The sequence below is a fragment of the Palleronia aestuarii genome, assembly GCF_003253995.1.
Lineage (GTDB): Bacteria > Pseudomonadota > Alphaproteobacteria > Rhodobacterales > Rhodobacteraceae > Palleronia > Palleronia aestuarii.
The window spans coordinates 19,283-39,489 of record NZ_QKZL01000021.1; the positions used below are offsets into that span (position 1 = coordinate 19,283).

Genomic DNA, 20,207 nt, shown 5'->3' on the forward strand with positions numbered 1-20,207 from the left:
CCGCGAACGGGTCGAGAAAGCGCCACAATGCGTTTGCGGTGATCGTCGAGACGATGGCGTCGGAACCCGACCGGACGAGCGCCCTGCGCCACCCGATCCGCCACCGGAGTCCCTCGCGGTGATCCGCACGCCGTGGAGCATCCCCCGCAATCGCGCCGACCATCAGCCGTCTCCCGCGAGAACCCGCGCCTCGCCCGCGACCAGCGCGACGAGGTCGGGCAGCCGCGTGACCGTGGCCTCCGCGCCGGGCACCGCGGCATGTTCCGTGGCGATGCCGAAGACCCTGAGCCCCGCCGCCCGGGCCGAGGCGGCGCCGGTCGCGCTGTCCTCGATCGCGGCGAGCGATCCCGGGGCCAGGTCGAGGCGCCGCGCGGCCTCGAGATAGGGATCGGGGGCGGGCTTGCCGGCCCGCACGTCGTCGACGCTGATCGAGAAGTCCACGAGACGGTCGATCCCGAGTGCGGCGAGCGTCGCATCGACGACCCTCCGCCGGGAATTCGAGACGCAGACCTGCCGCAGCCCCGCCCGGCGGAAGGCCTCGAACGTCTCGTGTAGCCCCGGCATCGGTTCGAGCGTGTCGCTGCGCGCGCAGTAGGTCTCCGTGATCCTCTCCTGCCACGCCGTCGCGGTCAGGCTTTCGGGGCGCCGGGAGCCGAGGGCCGTCCAGACGTCGTCGAGATGCAGACCGCGGAAATCGTCGTCCCCGAGCCCCGAGAGATCGATCCCGCTGGCACTGCAGACCTCCCTGAAGACCGACAGATGCACCGGCTCGTTGTCGGTCAGCGTTCCGTCGATATCCCAGGCAATCGCGCGAAGCGGGGCGCCCGCGTCCGGCCCGTCCGTCAAACCATTCCGCTGCACGTCCCGCTCCTCGCGATCTCCGTCGTTCCACTCAGGACCGGACGGTCTAAAACAAATTCGAACAATGCAACCGCTACCGTGCCTGCCGGGCTGGCTCGGATCGCATCCGTCGTGCCGGAGTGTTAAGGCGGACGGCGGCGTCGTGGAAGACCCGGCGCTGTGCGATGTCCGGCAAATCGGTAGTCACTTCGCAGTAGATGTCGAGCGGCGCCCCGCCTCCGAGCGAACGCGCGTGGCGTTCCCCCGCCCCGCGATCTCCGCGCGTCCATCCTCCAGACACTGGCGCAGTACAAAGGTCGGGGGCGAGGGCCCGGAGACGGTGATCGGCCCCGCCCAACGTCCCGCTTTCCTCCCTCTCGATGCTCGGGGTTTTCCGGCTTGTCCGCCCCGGCGGACCTCCCTACGCTCCCGCCATCGAGCGAACTTGGTCACGAGGCGCCCATGGGACCGAGCGCGTCCCGATGACGAAGCGGCATTCGGAGGATCGGCGGCAGGACGGGCGGACGGCCCGGCGCGGGACATGCCGCGAATGCAGGGCCGCCGCGGCCCCGGACCGGACCTGAGACGCGCGCGATGTATGTCGGGCTCGATATCGGAACCTCCATGATCAAGGCCGCCCTGTTCGACGAACGGGGCCGGGAAATCGCCGAACGCGGACAGCGGGCGAGGCAGCTCCACGCGCCGCTCGGCTGGTCGGAGATCGACGGGGAGGCGACCTGGCGCGCGGTCTGCGCGGTCATCGGCCGCCTGATGGAGGGGCGCGATCCGCGTGCCCTGCGCGGCATGGGGCTCACCGGCGTGATGCTCGGGGCGTGGCTCGTCGACGGGCGGGGCGACGTCCTGCGCCCGCCGATCCTCTGGAACGACGCACGCACGCAATCGCTTGTCGACGGGCTCGTGGCGGAGACGCCCGACCTCATCGCGCAGATCTATGGCGAGTCGGGCTCGACCATGCAGCTCGGCTGCACACTGCCGATCCTCGCATGGCTCCGCCGCCACGAGCCGGAAATTCTCGATCGCGCAAAATGGGCTCTGCCCGCCAAGGATTACATCCGCTTCCGCCTGACCGGCGAGATCGCGACGGACGAGTCTGAGGGCGCGATGGCCCCCGGCTCGGCGCGCGACCGCACTTATTCCGCATCGCAAGCCGCACGTCTGGGCGTCTCCGGGCTCACGCATCTCCTCGCACCCGTGCGCCGCGGCGAGACGCTCGGCGGTCGGGTGACGCGCGCCGCGGCGGAGGCGACGGGCCTGCCCGAGGGCCTGCCGGTTGCGATCGGGACCGGGGACACTTCCGCCTGCGCGCTCGGGGCTGGCTGTTACCGCGCGGAGCAGGCCGCGAGCGTCCTCGGCACGACCTGCCTCAACGGCGTCCTCCTCGACGCGCCCGCCTTCGGTCCGGTGCAGGGCCTCCTCTTCATCCTGCCGGGCGGGCTCTGGATGCGGACGATGGTGAACGTCGCGGGAACCACGGTGCTCGACTGGGCGCTCGCCACGCTCTGCCGCGATCTCGCCGCCGACCCCGCGCCCTACGACACGATGGGCGCGCTCGCCGCCGCCGCGCCCGCCCATGCGGGAGGACTCGTCTTCGTCCCCTATCTGTCGGCGAGCGGCGTCATCGCACCCCGGATCGAGCCGCGGGCGCGGGCGGGCTTCATGGGCCTCGCGCCGCAGCACGACCGCGCGACGATGCTCCGTGCAATCTACGAGGGCATCGCGCACGCGATCCGCGACTGCTACGCCCAGATCGGCCGTCCGCCGAGCGATATACGGCTCTGCGGCGGCGGTGCGCGCAGTGCGTTCTGGTCGCAGATAATCGCCGACGCGACCGGCACGGTGGTCGCGGTGCCCGAGGGCAGCCAGTTCGGCGCCAAGGGCGCGGCGCTCTGCGCGGCCACGGCGATCGGCGACTTCGCCGATATCAGGGAGGCGAGCGCGGCCACCTCCATCCTGCATCGCCGCCACGAGCCCGACCCGCGCGCCGCCTCCCGCTTCGACGAGGCGCATCTGCGCTACCGCATCGCGGCGGACGCGGCGATGGGGCCGCTCACTGCGATGGCGGGACCGCCCCCGCGGGACGGAGCCGCGCGCAAGCCGGACCGATCGCATCCGGGCACGGATTGACACGGCCCGCCACTCCTCCCAACCCTGTCGCAGGCACAGGGCCCGGGGTCACCGCATGAGCGCCACGAGCGGGAGAGAGGCCGACGTCATCATCGTCGGCGGCGGCTCCGCCGGCTGCGTCCTCGCCGCGCGGCTCTCCGAACGGCCCGGGATCCGTGTCCTACTGATCGAGGCGGGCATTGACGCGGAACGGCCCGACGATCACCCCGCCCTCGCGAGCCCCTATCCCGGCAAGGCCTATACCGACCCGCGATATACCTGGCGGGGCCTGCGCGCGAACTATGGCCATACGGGCGCGAACCGCCCGGAGGCGCGGGCGACGCCGTACGAACAGGCGCGGCTTCTGGGCGGCGGCTGCGCGATCAACGGGATCGGCGCCAATCGCGGCGCGCCCGGCGATTACGACGATTGGGCGGCGGCGGGCCTGCCGGACTGGTCGTTTCGGGATTGCCTGCCCTATTTCCGCAAGCTCGAGCGCGATCTCGATTTCGGCGACGACCCGCTGCACTGTGCGGACGGGCCGTTCCCGGTCCGACGGCGCGGCGCCGGGATCTGGACGCCCTTCATCCACGCGATGCTCGCCAATTGCGAAGGGCGCGGCATCCCGTTCCTGCCCGACCAGAACGGTCCCTGGACGGACGGCACGTTCGAGATGGTCGTCAATATGGACGAAAGCCGCCGACGGGTGAGTTGCGCCTGGGCCTACCTGACCGCGGAGGTCCGCGCCCGCCCCAATCTCGAGATCCGGACGGAGACGCAGGTGGCCGAGCTTCTCTTCGAGGAGGGACGCGCGGTGGGCGTGGTCGCCATCCGTGCGGGCGTGCGGGAGACGCTCGGGGCAAGGCGCGTGATCCTCTCGGCGGGCGCCCTCGCCTCGCCGGCGATCCTGATGCGCGCGGGGATCGGTCCCGCCGCCCATCTCGCGGAATGCGGGATCGCGGTGCGGACGAACCTGCCGGGCGTAGGGCAGAACCTCATGGAGCACCCCTCCGCGGGGCTCGTGACCTATCTCAGGCCCCACGCGCGGCAGAGGGGCCCGCTCGACTACCACATCCCCATCGGCTACCGCTTCTCCTCCGGGCACGATGGCTGTCCGCCGGGCGACATGCACATGAACTTCGTCACCCGCGCCGCGTGGCACCGGATGGGCAGCCTTTTCGGCCCGCTCTTCTTCTGGGTCAACAAGTCCTACTCGACGGGCCAGCTCCTGCTCGATCCCGCCGACCCGACCGGCTTTCCGCGGATCGATTTCCGCATGCTGTCGGACCGCCGCGACCTCGTCCGGCTCGCCGACGCGTTCGAACGTGCCGTCACCCTCGCAGCCGACCCGTCGCTCGCGCGGGTCGTCGACGGCGTCTATGCCGGCGGCCTGTCGGGGCAGGCCCGCAGATACGCTGCACCCTCGCGGCGCAACGGGATCGCGACGGCGCTCGCCGCCACCGGCATCGATCTCGTCCGCCGCCTGCGGGAGACCGCCCTGCCGTACATGATCGGGAATTTCCGCGATCCCGCGGAGCTCGTCGCCGACCGCGACGGGCTCGAGGCCTATCTTCGGACGGTCGTGGGCGGCGTCTGGCATCCGTCCTGCACCTGCCGCATGGGGCCGCCGGACGACGCGATGGCGGTGACCGATGCGGGGGGCAAGGTCCGGGGCATCGACGGGCTCTATGTCTGCGATGCCTCGATCATGCCCTCCATTCCCTGCGCGAATACCAACGTGCCGACGATGATGATGGCAGAAAAGCTCGCCGACGCGCACAAGGCCACGCTCTGAACCCCGGCGCCCGATACGAGAAGGCCCGCCGCGCGGAACGCGGCGGGCCTCTGGTCCCCGATGCGGGGCCGGGTCGCTACTCGCTCGGCGTGACGCCGGGCTGGACCTTGTCGCCGCCCTTGTACTTCGTGATCTCGCCCGAGCGCAGGCGGCGGACATAGCTGTCGAGTTCGCCGCGCACGATCGGCATCAGGAAGTAGAGCGCGATGATGTTCACGATCGCCATCGAGAAGAGCATGGCGTCCGAGAAGTCGATCACCGGCCCGAGGCTCGCCGCCGCCCCGACGATGATGAAGAGGCAGAAGACGATCTTGAAGGTCAGCTCCTGCACCTTGCCCTCTCCGAAGAGGTAGGTCGTGGCCTTGAGCCCGTAATAGCTCCACGACAGCATCGTGGAGAAGGCGAAGAGCACGACGGAGATGGCGAGGAGCGGCGGGAACCACGAGAACGCCTGCGCATAGGCCTGCGAGGTCAACTCGACCCCCTGCACGCCGCCCTCGGTCGCGATCCGTCCGGCTTCCGCGTTCCAGATATAGAGGCCGGTCTCCGGGTCCTGCTGCAGCACGCCGGTGATGACGATGACGAGCGCCGTCATGGTGCAAATCACGACCGTGTCGATGAACGGCTCGAGCAGCGCCACGTAGCCTTCCGTCACCGGCTCCTTGGTCCGCACCGCCGAGTGGGCGATGGCGGCCGAGCCGATCCCCGCCTCGTTGGAGAAGGCCGCGCGCCGGAAGCCCTGGATCAGCGCCCCGGTAAAGCCGCCCGCGACACCGAGACCCGTGAACGCACCCTCGAAGATCTGGCCGAAGGCCCAGAAGATCTCGTCGTAGTTCCGAAGCAGGATGACGATGGAGACGAGGACGTAGAAGATGCCCATGAACGGCACGACCTTCTCGGTCACCCGCGCGATCGACTTCAGCCCGCCCACGATGACGATGAAGACGACGGCCGCGAGGATCACGCCGGTGATCCACCCCGGATAGCCACCCAGCACGCCCGAAAGCTGCGCATGCGCCTGATTGGCCTGGAACATGTTGCCGCCGCCCAGCGCGCCGAGGATGGTGAAGATGCAGAAGATCACGGCGAACACCTTGCCGCCCGGAAGGCCGCGTTCCTTGAAGCCCTTGACCATGTAGTACATCGGCCCGCCGGAGACGTTGCCGTCCGGGTACTCGTTGCGGTACTTCACGCCGAGTGTGCATTCGGTGAACTTCGTGGCCATCCCGAAGAGGCCCGCGATCACCATCCAGAACGTGGCGCCCGGCCCGCCGATGCCCACGGCCACCGCAACGCCCGCGATGTTACCGAGGCCCACGGTGCCCGAGAGCGCGGTGGCGAGCGCCTGGAAATGGCTCACCTCGCCCGCGTCGTTCGGGTCCGAATAATCGCCCTTCACCAGCCTTATCGAGTGCAGGAAGCCCTTGAACTGGATGAAGCCGAAATAGACCGAGAAGACGACCGCGCCGACGACGAGCCAGAGCGCGATCCAGGAGAAGTTGGTGCCGGGGAGGTTGGCGAAGATGATCGCCACGTACCAGCCGGTATAGTCGGCGAAGATGGTGTTGATCATCTCGTCGAGGCCGCCGCCTTCCGCGGCGTCCTGGGCACGCGCGAGGGTCGGCAGCAGGAGAGAGGCTGCGAGGGCCGGAGCGAAATGTCTCATGACCGGTACTCCTTCAGGGAACGATGGTGACGGGGACGGAGGATTGCGCGACGAGGCGGCCCGAGACGCCGCCGAAGATGCGCTCCGCGAGGTTCCTCTGGCCCAGGCGACCGATGATGATCTGCGTGGCGCCCTTCTCCACGGCGAGCCGGTCGAGGATGTCGGCGGCGTCGCCATGGGCCACGTGCCCCTCGACGGAGAGCCCCGCCTCCCGCAACTCCTCGATCGCGGGGTCGAGCACCTTGTCGCGGGCGACGTCGATCTCTTCCTCGCGGCGCTTGTGACGGGCCTCGTTGACCTCGGCGGACTGGAACGTGAAGGGGGACCATTCGATGACGAAGCAGGCCGTGACCTGGCAATCGGTCATCGACCCCGCCTCCTTCTTCACGAATTCGATCACCCGGCGGGCCGCATCCGATCCGTCCAGCCCGACCACGATATGCGTTGACGCCATTCCGACCTCCTTGGCAGCTACACGATTTCGCGAGCCTAACAGGCGTTGGCCGTTAACCTAGCCTTAATATTTTCGGCCCGCCTTTCGGGGAAAGGTGTGCTTGTGGCGCCTCTGGCGCCGCCATAGACTCCCCCCAACGTCCCAGACCGAGGTTGTCATGCAGATCGCGATGATGGCGCAAAACGCCAATCTTTACTCACACAAGCGCCTGAAGGAGGCGGCCGAGGCGCGCGGCCACGACTTCACCATCATCAAGACGCTCGGCTGTTACATGAACATCGCCTCGCGGCGTCCGGAGGTCTATTACAACGGCGAGAAGCTGCCCAAATATGATGCGGTCATTCCCCGGATTGGCGCGTCGGTGACCTTCTACGGTCTCGCTGTTCTGCGCCAGTTCGAGATGCAGGGCGTCTATCCGCTGAACGAGTCGGTCGCGATCGGCCGCTCCCGCGACAAGCTCCGCTCGATGCAGCTCATGGCCCGCGACGGGATCGGCCTGCCCGTCACCACCTTCGCGCACGACCCGAAGCAGACGGAGGAGGTGCTCAAGATCGCGGGCGGCGCGCCGACCGTGATCAAGCTTCTCGAGGGCACGCAGGGCATCGGCGTCGTGCTCGCCGACACCGACCGCTCCGCCAAGTCGGTGATCGAGGCGTTCCGGGGCGCCAACGTCAACATCATGGTGCAGGAATTCATCAAGGAGGCGGGCGGGACAGACATCCGCGCCCTCGTCGTCGGCGGCAAGGTCATCGCCGCGATGAAGCGCACCGGGGCCGAGGGGGAGTTCCGCTCCAATCTGCATCGCGGCGGCTCCGCCCAGACGATCAAGATTTCGCCCGAGGAACGCGCAACCGCGATCCGCGCCGCGAAGTCGATGGGGCTCAACGTCTGCGGCGTCGACATGCTGCGCGCCAATCACGGCCCCGTCGTGATGGAGGTGAACTCCTCGCCCGGCCTCGAAGGGGTGGAGAAGGCCACGGGGATCGACATCGCGGGCAAGATCGTGGAGTTCATCGAGAAGAACGCCCGTCCCGGCAAGACCAGCACCCGCGGCCGCGGCTGATCCCGCCGCCTGGCGGCAGAACAGGGAAAGGTTTCGATGGCCCGCCAGAACTTCGAGCTCGGAGGCAAGGAGGTCGCGCCCGGCACGCGCCGGACGATCGACCTGCCCGTGAGCGTCCTCTCCGACCACACGCCCGTCACGATGTCGGTGCAGGTGATCCACGGCCGCAGGCCCGGCCCCGTCCTCTTCGTCTCCGCCGCCGTCCACGGGGACGAGGTGATCGGGGTGGAGATCGCGCGCCGGCTCCTGCGCGCACCGCAGCTCGACGCCCTGCGCGGCACGCTCCTCGTCGTGCCGATCGTCAACACCTTCGGATTCCTAAACAATTCGCGCTACATGCCCGACCGGCGCGACCTCAACCGGTCGTTTCCGGGCTCCGAAGGCGGCTCGCTCGCCTCGCGGCTCGCGCATCTCTTCATGACGGAAATCGTCGCGCGGTCCGAATTCGGCATCGACCTCCATTCCGCCGCGATCCACCGCACCAACGTGCCGCAGATCCGCGTCTCCGCAAGCCGGGAGGAGACGCTGGAACGGGCCGACGCCTTCGGCGCGCCGGTCGTCGTGCGCGCCAAGCTGCGCGAGGGATCCTTGCGCGCAGCGGCGCGGGAGACGGGCTGCGACATCCTGCTCTACGAGGCCGGGGAGGCGCTGCGCTTCGACGAGATGTCGGCCCGCGTGGGAGTGAGCGGCATCCTGCGGGTCATGCACAGGATGGACATGATCGGCGGCAAGGGGCTCGGCCCCCGCCGCGCCGCGCCGATGCAATGCGCAGGCTCCGGCTGGGTCCGCGCGCCCGCGGGCGGGCTGCTCCGAAGCTTCAAGGAGGTCGGCGAGGGCGTCGAAGAGGGTACTCTGCTGGCCATCGTCGCCGATCCCTTCGGGGAGACCGAGCAGGAGATCGTCTCAACGGGCCCCGCGGTGGTGCTCGGTCGCGCGACGATGCCGGTCGTGAACGAGGGCGACGCCATCTACCACCTCGCCGCCACCAAGGCCGACGCCGACGCCCGCATGGCCCGCCTCGCCGCCGATCTCGAGGCCGATCCGATGTTCGACGAGGACGAGATCCTTTAACCCCCGCCTCGAATCACGCGCAGCCCCGCTGACGCGCGCCCGGATCGGTTTTCCGCCGCATCGACCGGTCGAACCGCCGACGCTCGACCCGGATACAACCCAGATATGCGGGGTCCATCGGATCGCTCCGGAGCGCGGCACGCTAGGGGTGTAAAACGCGGCCCGGATCCCGAGATCGGTTGCGCCGCCCCGTTCGGACCCTGATTCTGCCGCCGAAAGCGGCCATGAGGGCCGATCGCGTCTCGGAAAGGATACCAGCTTGCGACATCTTACCTTGAGTTGCGCGGCCCTCCTCGGCCTCGCCGGCGCCGCCGATGCCAGCGTCTACCAGTACGACCTGACCGCGGAACTGACCGTGAATTCGCTATATTTCGATTACGTATTCGGCGTCGGCACCATCCCGGACTCCGTTCCTCCGGGCCTGACATGCCAACAGAACGCACCGTTCGAGGGTGTCGACGATTTCAATTGCGCGGGCCGCGTGAATTTCGCCGACGATCCCGACGCCTACGGCTTTCCCTATCTTCGGGACAGGACGATCTCCGCGACCCTGATCTTCGAGGAAAGCGAATTCACGGCCAGTCCGTACGACGAGGTCAGGACGCCCGAATGCACGGGAGATGCGTTCGTCTGTTCCTACATCTCGATCGGTCCGCGGGATTTTGGCTCCTACGAGGCAAACGAGAACGGTTTCCAATACGGCGCGACCGACGGCCTGATCTACTCGTTCCAACTGAACTCGGAGGGCCTGACCTTCCAAGACGACAGCATTCAGGACTTCACCGTCGACGGGGTCTACTACCAGAGCATCAACGGCCAGAACGTGAACTACAGGGTCACATCCCTCGACATCACCGACCTGTCCGACTACCCCGCGCCGATACCGCTGCCCGCAGGCGGCGTGCTGCTGTCCTCGGCGTTCCTGGCCTTGGCGTTGAGACGGCGGCGCGGACGCGGCTGACGCCTATTCCGCGTTCACGTCCACGCCGCGGCGGATCTGTTCGAAGAAGGTGATCAGGTCCTCCACGGCGGCGTCGTGCGGCCGTGGAGGCCGCCCGGCGAGGCGCTGGAACTCGTCGAAGCGGATCTCGTCGGCCCCCGAAAAGCCCATGTCGCAGTCCTGAAACCGCCGTTTCTCGTTTTCCCCGCGCGTGAGAACGTCGATATGGCTGTGCCGCCAATCCTTGCGGATCCGGAAGAAGACGGCCCGCAGCGCCGTCCTGGGCCCCTCGATATACTGCGCGAACCAGTCGTCCTCGCGGTGCAGGATCCCGGTTATCCCGTTGCCACGGTTGTAGATTCGCGCATCCAGACAGATCGCCAGCTCCTCCGCAGAGTTCGCGGGAACGTTTGCACGACTGACATAGACGAGGTGTGAAAAAGTGGTCGCCATCCCTGCCAATCCCTTTTCTCCTCCAGCGGTTCCCACCTTCCGTTCCACCGTCCGGAGCGTTAAACCGCGCGCAAGCCTCACGAACGGAGCACGCCATGGCAGCCTATCAGTTCGTCTATCACATGGACGGAGTGTCGAAAACAATTCCCGGCGGCAAGAAGCTTTTCGAGAACATCCGACTGAACTTCCTGCCCGGCGTGAAGATCGGCGTCGTGGGCGTCAACGGCGCGGGTAAATCCACGCTGCTCAAGATCATGGCCGGTCAGGACAAGGATTTCTCCGGCGAGGCCTGGGCGGCCGAAGGCGCCCGCGTGGGTTACCTCCCGCAGGAGCCGCATCTCGACCCGGCCCTCACCGTGCGCGAGAACGTCATGCTCGGCGTGGGACAGAAACAGGCGATCCTCGACCGCTACAACGAGCTCGCCATGAACTATTCCGACGAGACCGCCGAGGAGATGGCGGAGCTCCAGGACGTGATCGACAGCCAGAACCTCTGGGATCTCGACGCACAGGTCGACATCTCCATGGAGGCGCTGCGCTGCCCCCCCGACGATGCCGACGTCACCTCGCTCTCGGGCGGTGAGGCGCGGCGCGTGGCGCTCTGCCGGCTGCTGCTCGAAGCGCCCGACATGCTGCTCCTCGACGAACCCACGAACCACCTCGACGCGGAAACGATCGCCTGGCTGCAGAACCACCTGATCGCCTATAACGGCACGATCCTGATCGTCACCCACGACCGCTACTTCCTCGACGACATCACGAGCTGGATTCTCGAACTCGACCGCGGCCGCGGCATTCCCTACGAGGGCAATTATTCCGACTGGCTGGGCCAGAAGGTCAAGCGCCTCGACCAGGAGGCGCGCGAGGACCGCACCAAGCAGAAGACGCTGGAGCGCGAGCTCGAATGGATGCGCCAGGGCGCCAAGGCGCGGCAGGCCAAGTCCAAGGCCCGCATCACCGCCTACGAGGAACTCGCCGGCCAGTCCGTGCGCGAACGCGTCGGCAAGGCGCAGATCGTCATCCCGAACGGCGAGCGTCTCGGCTCCAAGGTCATCGAGGTGGAGAACCTGCGCAAGGGCATGGGCGACAAGCTCCTGATCGAGAATCTGAGCTTCTCGCTGCCGCCGGGCGGCATCGTCGGCGTGATCGGCCCGAACGGCGCCGGCAAGACCACGCTCTTCCGCATGTTGACCGGCCAGGAGCAGCCCGACGAGGGCACCGTGGAGTTCGGCAACACGGTGCAGCTCTCCTACGTGGACCAGTCCCGCGACGCGCTCGATCCGTCGAAGACCGTCTGGGAGGAGATCTCGGGCGGCGGGGAGATCATCGACCTCGGCGACGCGCAGATGAACTCCCGCGCCTATTGCGGCGCCTTCAACTTCAAGGGCGGCGACCAGCAGAAGAAGGTGGGCCTGCTCTCGGGCGGCGAGCGCAACCGCGTCCACATGGCCAAGCTGCTGAAATCGGGCGGCAACGTGCTGCTCCTCGACGAGCCCACGAACGACCTCGACGTGGAGACGCTGAGGGCGCTCGAGGACGCGCTGCAGGATTTCGCGGGCTGCGCCGTCATCATCTCGCACGACCGCTTCTTCCTCGACCGCCTCTGCACCCACATCCTCGCCTTCGAGGGCGACGCCCATGTCGAGTGGTTCGAGGGCAATTTCGAGGATTACGAGGAAGACAAGAAGCGCCGCCTCGGCGTCGATTCGCTGGAGCCGAAGCGGGTGAAGTTCAAGAAATTCGCGCGGTGAATTGATGGCAACGTTTCGCGACTGCCAAGAAGTTGCGAGGAGATTGAGTTTCGTCCTTCTGGCCGCGTCATCACCTGATGCTGCCATTGAGGAAACTCAAGGAAACGGAGTGCCGGAGGACAGTGAACCCGGAACGGCAATTCGCTCGCATTGGCATTCCGTTTCTCACCTACTCCGCTTGGCGTCGGCAATTGAAAGAGTATATATATCCATTCCAAAATTAGACCCATTGCGGTCTGGTGACTCTTGTGAGCCGCCTTCTGCATTTAATGCTATTCATGACTGGTTGCTGCAAGACTATTTCACGGCTCATGCTCGATTCCTGCTCATATGGAATGCTTATGAATTAATTAGAGGTTCATCGGCAATTGGTCGTCATCTTATGGGCAACCATCCTTTATACACAAGTTCACACCGAACGCCATTCTGGTCGCTTGATTACTATCCCTATCTTCGGGAGTTATATGGGGATCTAGATCAAGCTTGGGTCGCGGAGCCACATCCATTCCGTACTGGCGGTCAGCCTCCCGCCCTGGAATCTCGAGATCTTCGGAAGTTGAGCGGATGCTCTATGGCGGCTCGGGCTGGACTGACACTTAATAGGTATCGGAATTACATCTTCCATGGTGATGAAGAACCGCCTTCGCCGGATGATTCGTTTGATCATTTTGGGGACAGTCCATTAGCTGGACGATCGATCAAGGCAATTCGAATGGATGCTGCAGCTAATCTGGCAATGCTTATGATATGCTTATTCTCGTCAGATTGGATGCCTAGCTTATACGCGTCGTCAGGCGCCAATTATGAAAACCTGTATTTAGTTGGTCTCGACATCGATTCCGGCAGTGAAGAACAAATCCTGCGCCAAATATTGACCGGGGTCTTTGTGATAGGTCAAGCCGGAAGCTCATCGGAGTTAGGACTGTTGTAGTATAGGTAGGGTGCGCTGAAGCGCACTCTACATGGCCGATCGATTCAAAATGAAGCTTTGGCTCCAATGAACCGATGATTACGGTCTATCCGTCGGTTCCTCAATCAATTCGTGGTCGACTGGATCGGCCCGGCGTTACCGGAAATTCATTAGATACGACTTTACATCGCGGATGTGATGCTGTGAGAACCACCTCTGCCGAATGACCTTTCCCGCCGCGTAACTTAGCTTCGGCGGCATTGGCCGGGATCGAGGCAGCGCGAGAAACGCGCCTATATCTCCCCACCACTGCCCGAAAGAATTTCGGTCGTCGACGCGCAGCGTTCACACCGCGTGGAAATAATCGGGCAGGACCACGCAGATATCGATGGCGAAGGCTTGATCGGCCAGCGCGACGGCGAAGGAGGATCCTGGCGGCGGTGATGCGCGGGCGGATATGGGCGGGCATCCCCTGCCCTGCCGGAACGGGATCGACGCCGGCCTGATCGCCATCCGGCCCCATCCGCACTAGCGGAATCTTCACCATCTTGCCCGACGATCGCCGGTGACATCCCCTGGCGACGAAGGCGGCTTCCCGATGGACGCGATCCTGTTCCTGACCTTCCTGATCTGGCTCGCGACCCCCGTTCCAGAGGCCCCGGCCTGGGAGGCGAGCTATTACGAGGCGCAGCACGGAGACGAAATGAGCGTCTGCCTCGCGGGTGTCGTATCGCCGTCGAGCCGGTTCCAGCTCCGCATCTTCGACCGGCAAATGGATTTCTACCTCCACCGGACGGACTTCGCGATCCCGCTCGACCAGCCGCTGGGGGACGTCTATCTCGACCTCGCGGAGGAGGTCTACACGCTCGCGGTGGAGCCGATCCCTATCGCGGGCGACGACGTGGAGACGAACTCGCTCCTGCTCACCCCCGCGCATGCGGACTATCTCGACATCGTCAACGGGTTGCGCGCGGGCGGCGTCGCGCGGCTCTGGTTCCCGGACGGCTCCGCCCGGAACGTGGATCTCGCGGGCAGCGAGGCCGCGCTCCTCGAAGTATTCGAGTGCTGGGACGCGCATGAAACCGGTTTCGCCGGCGGCAATCCGGTCGAATTTCCGCCAGCGGTCCAGCGCGTGGAGTGACCGGACGGTCGAACGCGAAAAGGCCACCCCGGGGGGCGGCCTTTTCGTATCGGGTCTCGATCGTCGTGGCGCTGGCTAGAGCTTCTTCTTCGCCATCTTCGCCACACCGCTCGCGATCTGCGATTCCGGGCTGCGCTTACCGGTCGAGTGGGTGGTGCCGGTCGAGTGGGTGGTGGTCCGGCGGCCGCCACCCTTGAACATGTTGAGCAGGCGTCTGAGCATTGTATCTCTCCTCTCGTTAAGGGTCCAACACGTTCGGCGCTCCGATGTTCCGCGCCCGGCCGAAACACGATGTCCGTACACGTGCTGCACATCTGCTGTACGCCCGATGCACGCGGCATGTACGCCCGCCGCACGCCTTCCATACGCCTCGTGTACGGGCTGTGTACGCCCAGTGTACGTTCGGTGTACGCGGAAAAAGCTGGACAGACGGGGCCGGACCTGTCAGACCGACGGCGCTAAGACGACCTCTATCGATCCCCTGTCTTCCCCTCGCGGGCGACACGCGCACTCGATCCGGGCACACTTCGCCACGCTGTTGCACTTCCGCGAACAGACTGAAAAGACAGGAGAATTCACGATGGCCAAAGGCACCGTGAAATGGTTCAACGCAACCAAAGGCTTCGGCTTCATCGCGCCCGAGACCGGTGGTAAGGACGTGTTCGTCCACATTTCCGCCGTCGAGCGTGCAGGCCTCACCGGCCTCGCCGACGACCAGAAAGTCGAGTACGACATCGAATCCGGCCGCGACGGCCGCCAGAGCGCGACGAACCTGCAGCTCGCCTGATAAGGCACTCGAATCATTCGGAAAGGCGCGGGCAATCCCCGCGCCTTTTTCATGCGATGCGGGCCAGGATCTCGTCCCTGAGCGCCGAAATCTCGGCACTCCAGGCCCCCTTCCCGCGTTCGAGCACGCCAAGCCCCTGGCCCAGCGTCTCCGCATAGACGACCCGGTTTCCCAATACAGTCTCCGCCCGCACCGCCTCGCGATCCGCCAGCGCCGTTGAAATCTCGTCGGAAAGCCGCGTCCCCGCCTTGTAGCGGTTGAGCACGATCATCGTCGGCCGCCCGACCCTCTCCGCAAGGTCGAGGATCGAATCCACCGCCCAGAGATCGACCTGGCTCGTCGCGACCGGAACCAGAACCAGGTCGCTTTCCCGCAGCGCCGGGCGAAGATCGGAATCGACCTTCGGTGGCGTATCGACGATCACGAAATCGCAGCTTTTCCGCAGCTTGTCGCATTCGTATCCCACGCCCCAAGCGCTCGACGTCGCGAATTCCATGCCCGGATCGCCGATCTCGCGGCGCGTCATGAACCAGCGCCCGAGGGAACCTTGAGGGTCGGTGTCGAGAACGGCGACGGCATGTCCCGCCTGCTGCAGCGCTACGGCGATGTTGGCCGCGATCGTGGTCTTGCCCGAGCCGCCCTTTTGCTGGGCGATCGTGATGACATGGGCCAATGCGGCGCCTCCCAGGGTTTTCCCCACGGACCTTACGGCAACCTTCGGTCGGGCCGCAATCACGCAGAGGCGATCCCCAGGAAGAGCGCGATCGGAATGGCGGTAGCGGCACCCGCAAAGCCGAGTCCCAGAAGTGCGATGAGGCCGTCATGCGCAAGCAGCGCCGTCACCAAACAGACCACCGCGAACCCGAGTAGCGAGGATGAAAACGGGACGATCTCGAGCATCGGCATGGTCAGGCCGCAGATCGCGATGACGAGGCCGAGTACCCGCGGGGAGCCGACGAGCAGTTCGAGGCGATCTCGCGAATACCGGTCGATGCGATCCGCCACCCATCTCAAACGCGCAAGACCGTGGCCCAGGCGCTCGCCGCCGACGCTTCGGCGCAGGATCATCCCCGGCAGCCACAGCCCCGGTCGTCGCAGCACGAACTGCCCCGCAATAAGGGCGATCGTGATGCCGCAAATGCTCGAGAAAAGCGGGATGCCGCTCAGCGGCGACACGACGAGGAGCGCGGGCACCATCATGACGGGCAGGAAAGCCGTCGCGCCGAAGGCCGTGACGACATCCGATACCGAGATTTCGTCCCTGTGTGTCAGACCCTCCAGCTTCTCGATGACGCTGCGGACATGGTGCCGTGTTTCGGTGATCTCATTGGTAGAACGCATCCTGCCGAGATAATCAGGCCGTGCGGCAAAACCACTCACGATCACGGCAGGTACACCGGTAAAGCCTGGAACGCGCGCGATGTCGCCGATTGCCGCCTCTTTCGATCTGGCATGGTTACTAGATGAGACCTCCGTGCAGATCGTCAGCCGACCAGCGGCCTCGAAGGTTCGGGCGATGCGCGTGGACCGACCGGCCCGCAAACCGGCTGTGGCGCGCGATGGCTTGGGGCGACGCTGTTTCCTAGCGATGAGCGATCCGGGCGCGTCGTCGCGCGATGCGTTGCCCGTCGATCTCACGGTTCGCGTTACGATGGTCATGGGACACTGCGCCGCTTGCCGATAGTCCCGCGCCCCGTCAAAGAGGGAATTGAGAACGAGAGGAATGCGGATGAGGATCGAGCGTCGGAGCGTGCTTCTCGGAATGGCGGCCCTGGGTCTGACGGCCTGCGGCAATGCACCGATCGCATCGCGGGAGCCGGACGGATTACCGCCCGAGATGCGTCCCGTCCCCAATCCCGGATGGGAGGCCTGGAGTCGCGGGTTCCAGGCCCGGGCCATCTCGTCGGGGATCGCGCCGGAGGTCGTTTCCCGCGCCTTCCTGCGGGCAGGCTACCTCCCCGGCGTGATCGAACGCGATCGCAACCAGACGGAATTCACGCGTTCGCTCGAAGACTATCTCTCAATCGCCGCCTCGCCCGACCGGGTAGAGACAGGCCGGCGGCAATTCGCCCGATACCGCGAGACGCTGTCCCGCATCGAGGCGAGCTACGGCGTACCGGCGCCGATCGTCACGGCGATCTGGGGGCTCGAGAGCAATTACGGGGAACGCCGGGGCCAGATTCCGGTCGTTTCCGCCCTCGGCACCCTCGCCTATGACGGGCGGCGCGGCACGTTCTTCGAAAGCCAGCTCCTGGCTGCCCTGCGCATTCTCGAGCGCGGCGACACCACCCCCGAAAGGCTTGTCGGCAGCTGGGCAGGAGCGATGGGCCATACGCAGTTCATTCCGACATCCTACCAAGCCTATGCCGTGGACTTCACCGGCGACGGACGTCGCGACATCTGGTCCGACGATCCGACCGACGCGCTCGCCTCCGCCGCATCTTATCTCGCGCGTTCGGGATGGCGGAGCGGCGAGGATTGGGGCGGGGAAATCGGCGTGGCCGGAACACCTTCAGCGGGCGGCCCCGTCATCACGCCGCAACCGGGCGGGCCGTCCTTCCGGGTCCTGCGGAACTTCGACGTGATCAAGCGCTACAACAATTCGACGAACTACGCGATCGGCGTCGGGCATCTCGCCGACCGGATCGTCGGCGGGCCGGAGATTCAGGGTCGGTTTCCACCAGATGAATACGGATTGACGAAGGAAATGCGGCAATCGCTGCAACGACGGCTTTCCGCTGCGGGATATGATACGGGCGGCGACGACGGCGTCATCGGCCCCTCCAGCCGCGCCGCGATCGAAGCCTACCAGCGCGCATCGGGCCTGCCCATCGATGGCAATCCCGGTCGCGCGCTCCTAAGTCGTCTGGGCGGCTAGACCGATACGCAAGAAAATAGGCGTTCGGTCCGTACGCCCATATCCATGCGGCCCTTCATGGACTTTCGGGATCACGCTGCATTTCGCGTCCTAGCCCCGGAGGCGTCGATACGGTCGGCTGACCGACCGCAGCAGGATGAGGAGCACGGTGCATGCCGCCGGTTGGGGCCGGCATGCACCATCCCGATTGCATCACGCCCGGGCGGTCTCTCCCTCGGCCTCCTCCGCGTCCGGCGCGACGTCGGTCCCGAGTGACGTTCCAAGCACCCAGAGAATCGCGACGAGCGCGACGGCGCCCAGAGGCAGGGTGATCCAGAAGGGGATACCATAGCCCGTCGGGATGAGCCCACAGACGATCGCCACTCCGCCAACGGTCAGCGCATAGGGGATCTGGGTACGCACGTGGTCGATATGGTTGGACCCCGAGGCGACCGAGGAGATGATCGTCGTGTCCGAGATCGGCGAGCAATGGTCGCCCCAGACCGAGCCGGCGAGGATCGTGCCGATCGTGGCGTAGAGGATGTAGCCATCCTCCTCCATCGAGAGGCCCGCATTCTGCATCAGCGCCCATATGAGCGGCACGGCCAGCGGCATGAGGATGCCCATCGTCCCCCAGGACGTACCCACGGCGAAGGAGACGGCGGCCGAGAGGCAGAAGAGGATCGCGGGCAACCATTGCGGCGGGATCGAATCGCCCAGGATCGAGACGAGCCAGGATGCGGTGTGCAGATCCTCTGCGATGGCGGCGAGCGACCAGGCGAGCGTGAGGATGATCATCACGAAGAGCACGGAGCGTAGACCCGCGAACCATGCACCCATCGTCTCCTTCATCGAAAGGAGCCCCTGCCCCATCGAAAGCCCCGCGGCGAGCACGACGGAGACGAGCGCCGCCCAGACAAGCGCCGTGTTGCCGTCCGCGCTTCCCATGATCTCCCTCAGTGTGCTGCCTTCGCCGGTGACGTAGAGACCGGCCGCGACCATCACGATGAGCGTGCCGATGGGCAGGATGGCGTTGATCGAGCGCTGCGTCACGTCATCCTTGAGATAGAGTTCACCCCCCTCCTCGTCGTCGCTCTCCTCCGCGTCGGCATCCTGGCGGATCACCTGTCCTTCCTCGAGCGCCCGGCGCTCCGCCTTGGCCATCGGACCAAAATCACGGCCCATCGCACCGATCAGGATCACCATGACGAGCGCCAGGATCGGGTAGAAGTTGTAGGGGATCGCGTTGAGAAAGATGGAATAAGCGCTCTGGTTCACGCCGATGCCGCTCACCGCCTCTTCGATGAGACCGAGCTGGTAGCCGATCCACGTCGAGATGATGGCGATGGAGGCCAGGGGGGCTGCGGTGGAATCGACGATATAGGCAAGTTTCTCGCGACTGATCTTCATGCGGTCCGTGACGGGACGCATCGTGTTCCCGACGATGAGGGAGTTCGCATAGGTCGAAAAGAAGATGGCGAAGCCGAGGCCGCATGCGCCGAGCTGCGTCTTGCGACGGGTATTGGCGATGGAGGCGATGCGCGCGGCGATCGCGTGGGCACCGCCGTTGCGATAGATGATGCCGATCATTCCGCCCATCATCAGGGTGAAGATGACGATCTGCATGTGGCTCTTCGAGCCGTCGGGCGGCACGAGGGCCTCGAGCACGTAGATCTGGATCGTGTCGAGCAGGCCGAACCAGAGGCCGGGAAGCGACATTCCGTAGGTGAACCACGAACCGAGCACGATGCCGAGGAAAAGCGCGGGGATCACCTGCCGTGTGGCAAGTGCGATGCCGATGGCGATCAGCGCGGGCAGGATCGAAAGCCAGCCGGCAATGGCGTTTGTCGTACCCTCCGCGACGACTTCCCCGTCCTCGAGAAGCCGCATCGTCACCTCGTCACCCGTGGCCGTGACGTCCTCGACTTCCGCGAGATAGGCGACGCTGTCGGCAAGCTGCGTGAAATCGTCCGGCGCAACCTCGTAGCTCTCCTCGCCCACCTCGAGCGTGAGCGGCGCCGCTGGCGGAACGGAGGCACGAATGGACTGCGTGAACGGCACCCCGTCGAGCACCACGCGCGGCGCCTCGATCGTGTAGGGCGTGGGCGGTTCGTCCTCCTTCAAATCCTGCGCGGCGACGGGCAGGCAGAACGCGAGAGTTGCGAAGATGGCCAGGACGAGACGGATGGCGGGATGGCGGCGATCGGGCATTGCGGCTCCTTTATGGGGGGCCTCCGGGGCGGAAGAAGAGAAGCCGCCCAAGACGCTTTGACCGCCTCGGGGACGGATCACACGATGGTGAAGCGCCGCGCGACGTTGCGTCAACCTTTTTCCAACCTGCACCTCCCTCGGGAC

19 protein-coding genes are annotated in these 20,207 nt (G+C 65.8%); 10 read left to right on the forward strand and 9 right to left on the reverse strand.

The window, feature by feature from the left end; all coding sequences use genetic code 11:
• Positions 1–162 precede the first annotated feature (162 nt).
• The gene (locus LX81_RS16940) at positions 163–861 is read right to left on the reverse strand and encodes an HAD family hydrolase (RefSeq protein WP_170134007.1); all 699 of its coding nucleotides are present in this window, start codon (positions 859–861) and stop codon (positions 163–165) included.
• Between the two features lie 573 nt (positions 862–1,434).
• Here LX81_RS16940 and LX81_RS16945 point away from each other — a divergent pair.
• A complete protein-coding gene (locus tag LX81_RS16945; RefSeq protein ID WP_111538496.1) occupies positions 1,435–2,985 on the forward strand; it encodes an FGGY-family carbohydrate kinase in 1,551 nt (516 codons plus the stop codon).
• Between the two features lie 55 nt (positions 2,986–3,040).
• Positions 3,041–4,759 (forward strand): GMC family oxidoreductase, encoded by a 1,719-nt coding sequence (locus tag LX81_RS16950; RefSeq protein WP_111538497.1) that lies wholly within the window; start codon positions 3,041–3,043, stop codon positions 4,757–4,759.
• Positions 4,760–4,835: 76 nt separating this feature from the next.
• On the opposite strand, the gene LX81_RS16955 is transcribed toward LX81_RS16950, so the two are convergent.
• Positions 4,836–6,425, reverse strand: a complete 1,590-nt coding sequence (locus LX81_RS16955; RefSeq protein ID WP_111538498.1) for an alanine/glycine:cation symporter family protein — start codon at positions 6,423–6,425, stop codon at positions 4,836–4,838.
• A 13-nt stretch (positions 6,426–6,438) separates the two neighbouring features.
• Positions 6,439–6,879, reverse strand: coding sequence for a universal stress protein (locus tag LX81_RS16960; protein WP_111538499.1), 441 nt, complete (start codon positions 6,877–6,879; stop codon positions 6,439–6,441).
• Positions 6,880–7,036: 157 nt separating this feature from the next.
• On the opposite strand from LX81_RS16960, the gene rimK reads away from it, so the two are divergent.
• From rimK to LX81_RS16975, 3 genes are all read left to right on the forward strand, one after another.
• Positions 7,037–7,942 carry a 30S ribosomal protein S6--L-glutamate ligase gene (gene rimK, locus LX81_RS16965; RefSeq protein WP_111538500.1) on the forward strand — a complete coding sequence of 302 codons (906 nt, stop codon included), beginning with the start codon at positions 7,037–7,039 and terminating at the stop codon, positions 7,940–7,942.
• Positions 7,943–7,978: 36 nt separating this feature from the next.
• Positions 7,979–9,013, forward strand: coding sequence for a succinylglutamate desuccinylase/aspartoacylase family protein (locus LX81_RS16970; protein WP_111538501.1), 1,035 nt, complete (start codon positions 7,979–7,981; stop codon positions 9,011–9,013).
• Between the two features lie 259 nt (positions 9,014–9,272).
• Positions 9,273–9,974: a hypothetical protein gene (locus LX81_RS16975; RefSeq protein WP_146259460.1), complete on the forward strand. Its 702-nt coding sequence runs from the start codon at positions 9,273–9,275 to the stop codon at positions 9,972–9,974.
• A 3-nt stretch (positions 9,975–9,977) separates the two neighbouring features.
• On the opposite strand, the gene LX81_RS16980 is transcribed toward LX81_RS16975, so the two are convergent.
• A complete protein-coding gene (locus LX81_RS16980; RefSeq protein ID WP_111538503.1) occupies positions 9,978–10,406 on the reverse strand; it encodes a BLUF domain-containing protein in 429 nt (142 codons plus the stop codon).
• A gap of 95 nt (positions 10,407–10,501) precedes the next feature.
• On the opposite strand from LX81_RS16980, the gene ettA reads away from it, so the two are divergent.
• Positions 10,502–12,157 (forward strand): energy-dependent translational throttle protein EttA, encoded by a 1,656-nt coding sequence (gene ettA / locus LX81_RS16985; protein WP_111538504.1) that lies wholly within the window; start codon positions 10,502–10,504, stop codon positions 12,155–12,157.
• 4 nt (positions 12,158–12,161) lie between these two features.
• Complete coding sequence (locus LX81_RS21930) at positions 12,162–13,088, forward strand: hypothetical protein (RefSeq protein WP_146259461.1); 927 nt, start codon at positions 12,162–12,164, stop codon at positions 13,086–13,088.
• A 324-nt stretch (positions 13,089–13,412) separates the two neighbouring features.
• On the opposite strand, the gene LX81_RS22320 is transcribed toward LX81_RS21930, so the two are convergent.
• A complete protein-coding gene (locus LX81_RS22320) occupies positions 13,413–13,580 on the reverse strand; it encodes a hypothetical protein (RefSeq protein WP_170134008.1) in 168 nt (55 codons plus the stop codon).
• A gap of 52 nt (positions 13,581–13,632) precedes the next feature.
• On the opposite strand from LX81_RS22320, the gene LX81_RS16990 reads away from it, so the two are divergent.
• Positions 13,633–14,208: a hypothetical protein gene (locus LX81_RS16990; RefSeq protein WP_146259462.1), complete on the forward strand. Its 576-nt coding sequence runs from the start codon at positions 13,633–13,635 to the stop codon at positions 14,206–14,208.
• A gap of 75 nt (positions 14,209–14,283) precedes the next feature.
• Here LX81_RS16990 and LX81_RS22325 read toward each other — a convergent pair whose 3' ends face one another.
• On the reverse strand, positions 14,284–14,430 hold the full coding sequence (locus LX81_RS22325; RefSeq protein WP_170134009.1) for a hypothetical protein: 147 nt from the start codon (positions 14,428–14,430) through the stop codon (positions 14,284–14,286).
• 358 nt (positions 14,431–14,788) lie between these two features.
• Between LX81_RS22325 and LX81_RS16995 the strand changes: the two genes are divergently transcribed.
• Positions 14,789–14,995, forward strand: a complete 207-nt coding sequence (locus LX81_RS16995) for a cold-shock protein (RefSeq protein WP_111538506.1) — start codon at positions 14,789–14,791, stop codon at positions 14,993–14,995.
• Between the two features lie 49 nt (positions 14,996–15,044).
• On the opposite strand, the gene parA is transcribed toward LX81_RS16995, so the two are convergent.
• Together parA and LX81_RS22895 are read right to left on the reverse strand one after the other, a co-directional pair.
• A complete protein-coding gene (gene parA, locus LX81_RS17000) occupies positions 15,045–15,668 on the reverse strand; it encodes a ParA family partition ATPase (protein ID WP_111538507.1) in 624 nt (207 codons plus the stop codon).
• A 59-nt stretch (positions 15,669–15,727) separates the two neighbouring features.
• The gene (locus LX81_RS22895; RefSeq protein ID WP_234822668.1) at positions 15,728–16,789 is read right to left on the reverse strand and encodes an exopolysaccharide biosynthesis protein; all 1,062 of its coding nucleotides are present in this window, start codon (positions 16,787–16,789) and stop codon (positions 15,728–15,730) included.
• Between LX81_RS22895 and LX81_RS17010 the strand changes: the two genes are divergently transcribed.
• Complete coding sequence (locus LX81_RS17010; protein WP_111538529.1) at positions 16,725–17,873, forward strand: lytic murein transglycosylase; 1,149 nt, start codon at positions 16,725–16,727, stop codon at positions 17,871–17,873. The two genes, LX81_RS22895 and LX81_RS17010, sit on opposite strands and share 65 nt — an antisense overlap.
• A gap of 192 nt (positions 17,874–18,065) precedes the next feature.
• Here LX81_RS17010 and LX81_RS17015 read toward each other — a convergent pair whose 3' ends face one another.
• Positions 18,066–20,063, reverse strand: a complete 1,998-nt coding sequence (locus tag LX81_RS17015) for a Na+/H+ antiporter NhaC family protein (protein ID WP_111538508.1) — start codon at positions 20,061–20,063, stop codon at positions 18,066–18,068.
• Positions 20,064–20,207 lie beyond the last annotated feature (144 nt).

Excerpts from the sequence above, each read along its gene's own strand:
- LX81_RS16945 (WP_111538496.1), top strand. The coding sequence starts at position 1,435 with ATGTATGTCGGGCTCGATATCGGAACCTCCATGATCAAGGCCGCCCTG.
- LX81_RS16950 (WP_111538497.1), top strand. The coding sequence starts at position 3,041 with ATGAGCGCCACGAGCGGGAGAGAGGCCGACGTCATCATCGTCGGCGGC.
- LX81_RS16955 (WP_111538498.1), bottom strand. The coding sequence starts at position 6,425 with ATGAGACATTTCGCTCCGGCCCTCGCAGCCTCTCTCCTGCTGCCGACC.
- LX81_RS16960 (WP_111538499.1), bottom strand. The coding sequence starts at position 6,879 with ATGGCGTCAACGCATATCGTGGTCGGGCTGGACGGATCGGATGCGGCC.
- rimK (WP_111538500.1), top strand. The coding sequence starts at position 7,037 with ATGCAGATCGCGATGATGGCGCAAAACGCCAATCTTTACTCACACAAG.
- LX81_RS16970 (WP_111538501.1), top strand. The coding sequence starts at position 7,979 with ATGGCCCGCCAGAACTTCGAGCTCGGAGGCAAGGAGGTCGCGCCCGGC.
- LX81_RS16980 (WP_111538503.1), bottom strand. The coding sequence starts at position 10,406 with ATGGCGACCACTTTTTCACACCTCGTCTATGTCAGTCGTGCAAACGTT.
- ettA (WP_111538504.1), top strand. The coding sequence starts at position 10,502 with ATGGCAGCCTATCAGTTCGTCTATCACATGGACGGAGTGTCGAAAACA.
- LX81_RS21930 (WP_146259461.1), top strand. The coding sequence starts at position 12,162 with ATGGCAACGTTTCGCGACTGCCAAGAAGTTGCGAGGAGATTGAGTTTC.
- LX81_RS22320 (WP_170134008.1), bottom strand. The coding sequence starts at position 13,580 with ATGGCGATCAGGCCGGCGTCGATCCCGTTCCGGCAGGGCAGGGGATGC.
- LX81_RS22325 (WP_170134009.1), bottom strand. The coding sequence starts at position 14,430 with ATGCTCAGACGCCTGCTCAACATGTTCAAGGGTGGCGGCCGCCGGACC.
- LX81_RS16995 (WP_111538506.1), top strand. The coding sequence starts at position 14,789 with ATGGCCAAAGGCACCGTGAAATGGTTCAACGCAACCAAAGGCTTCGGC.
- LX81_RS17010 (WP_111538529.1), top strand. The coding sequence starts at position 16,725 with ATGAGGATCGAGCGTCGGAGCGTGCTTCTCGGAATGGCGGCCCTGGGT.
- LX81_RS17015 (WP_111538508.1), bottom strand. The coding sequence starts at position 20,063 with ATGCCCGATCGCCGCCATCCCGCCATCCGTCTCGTCCTGGCCATCTTC.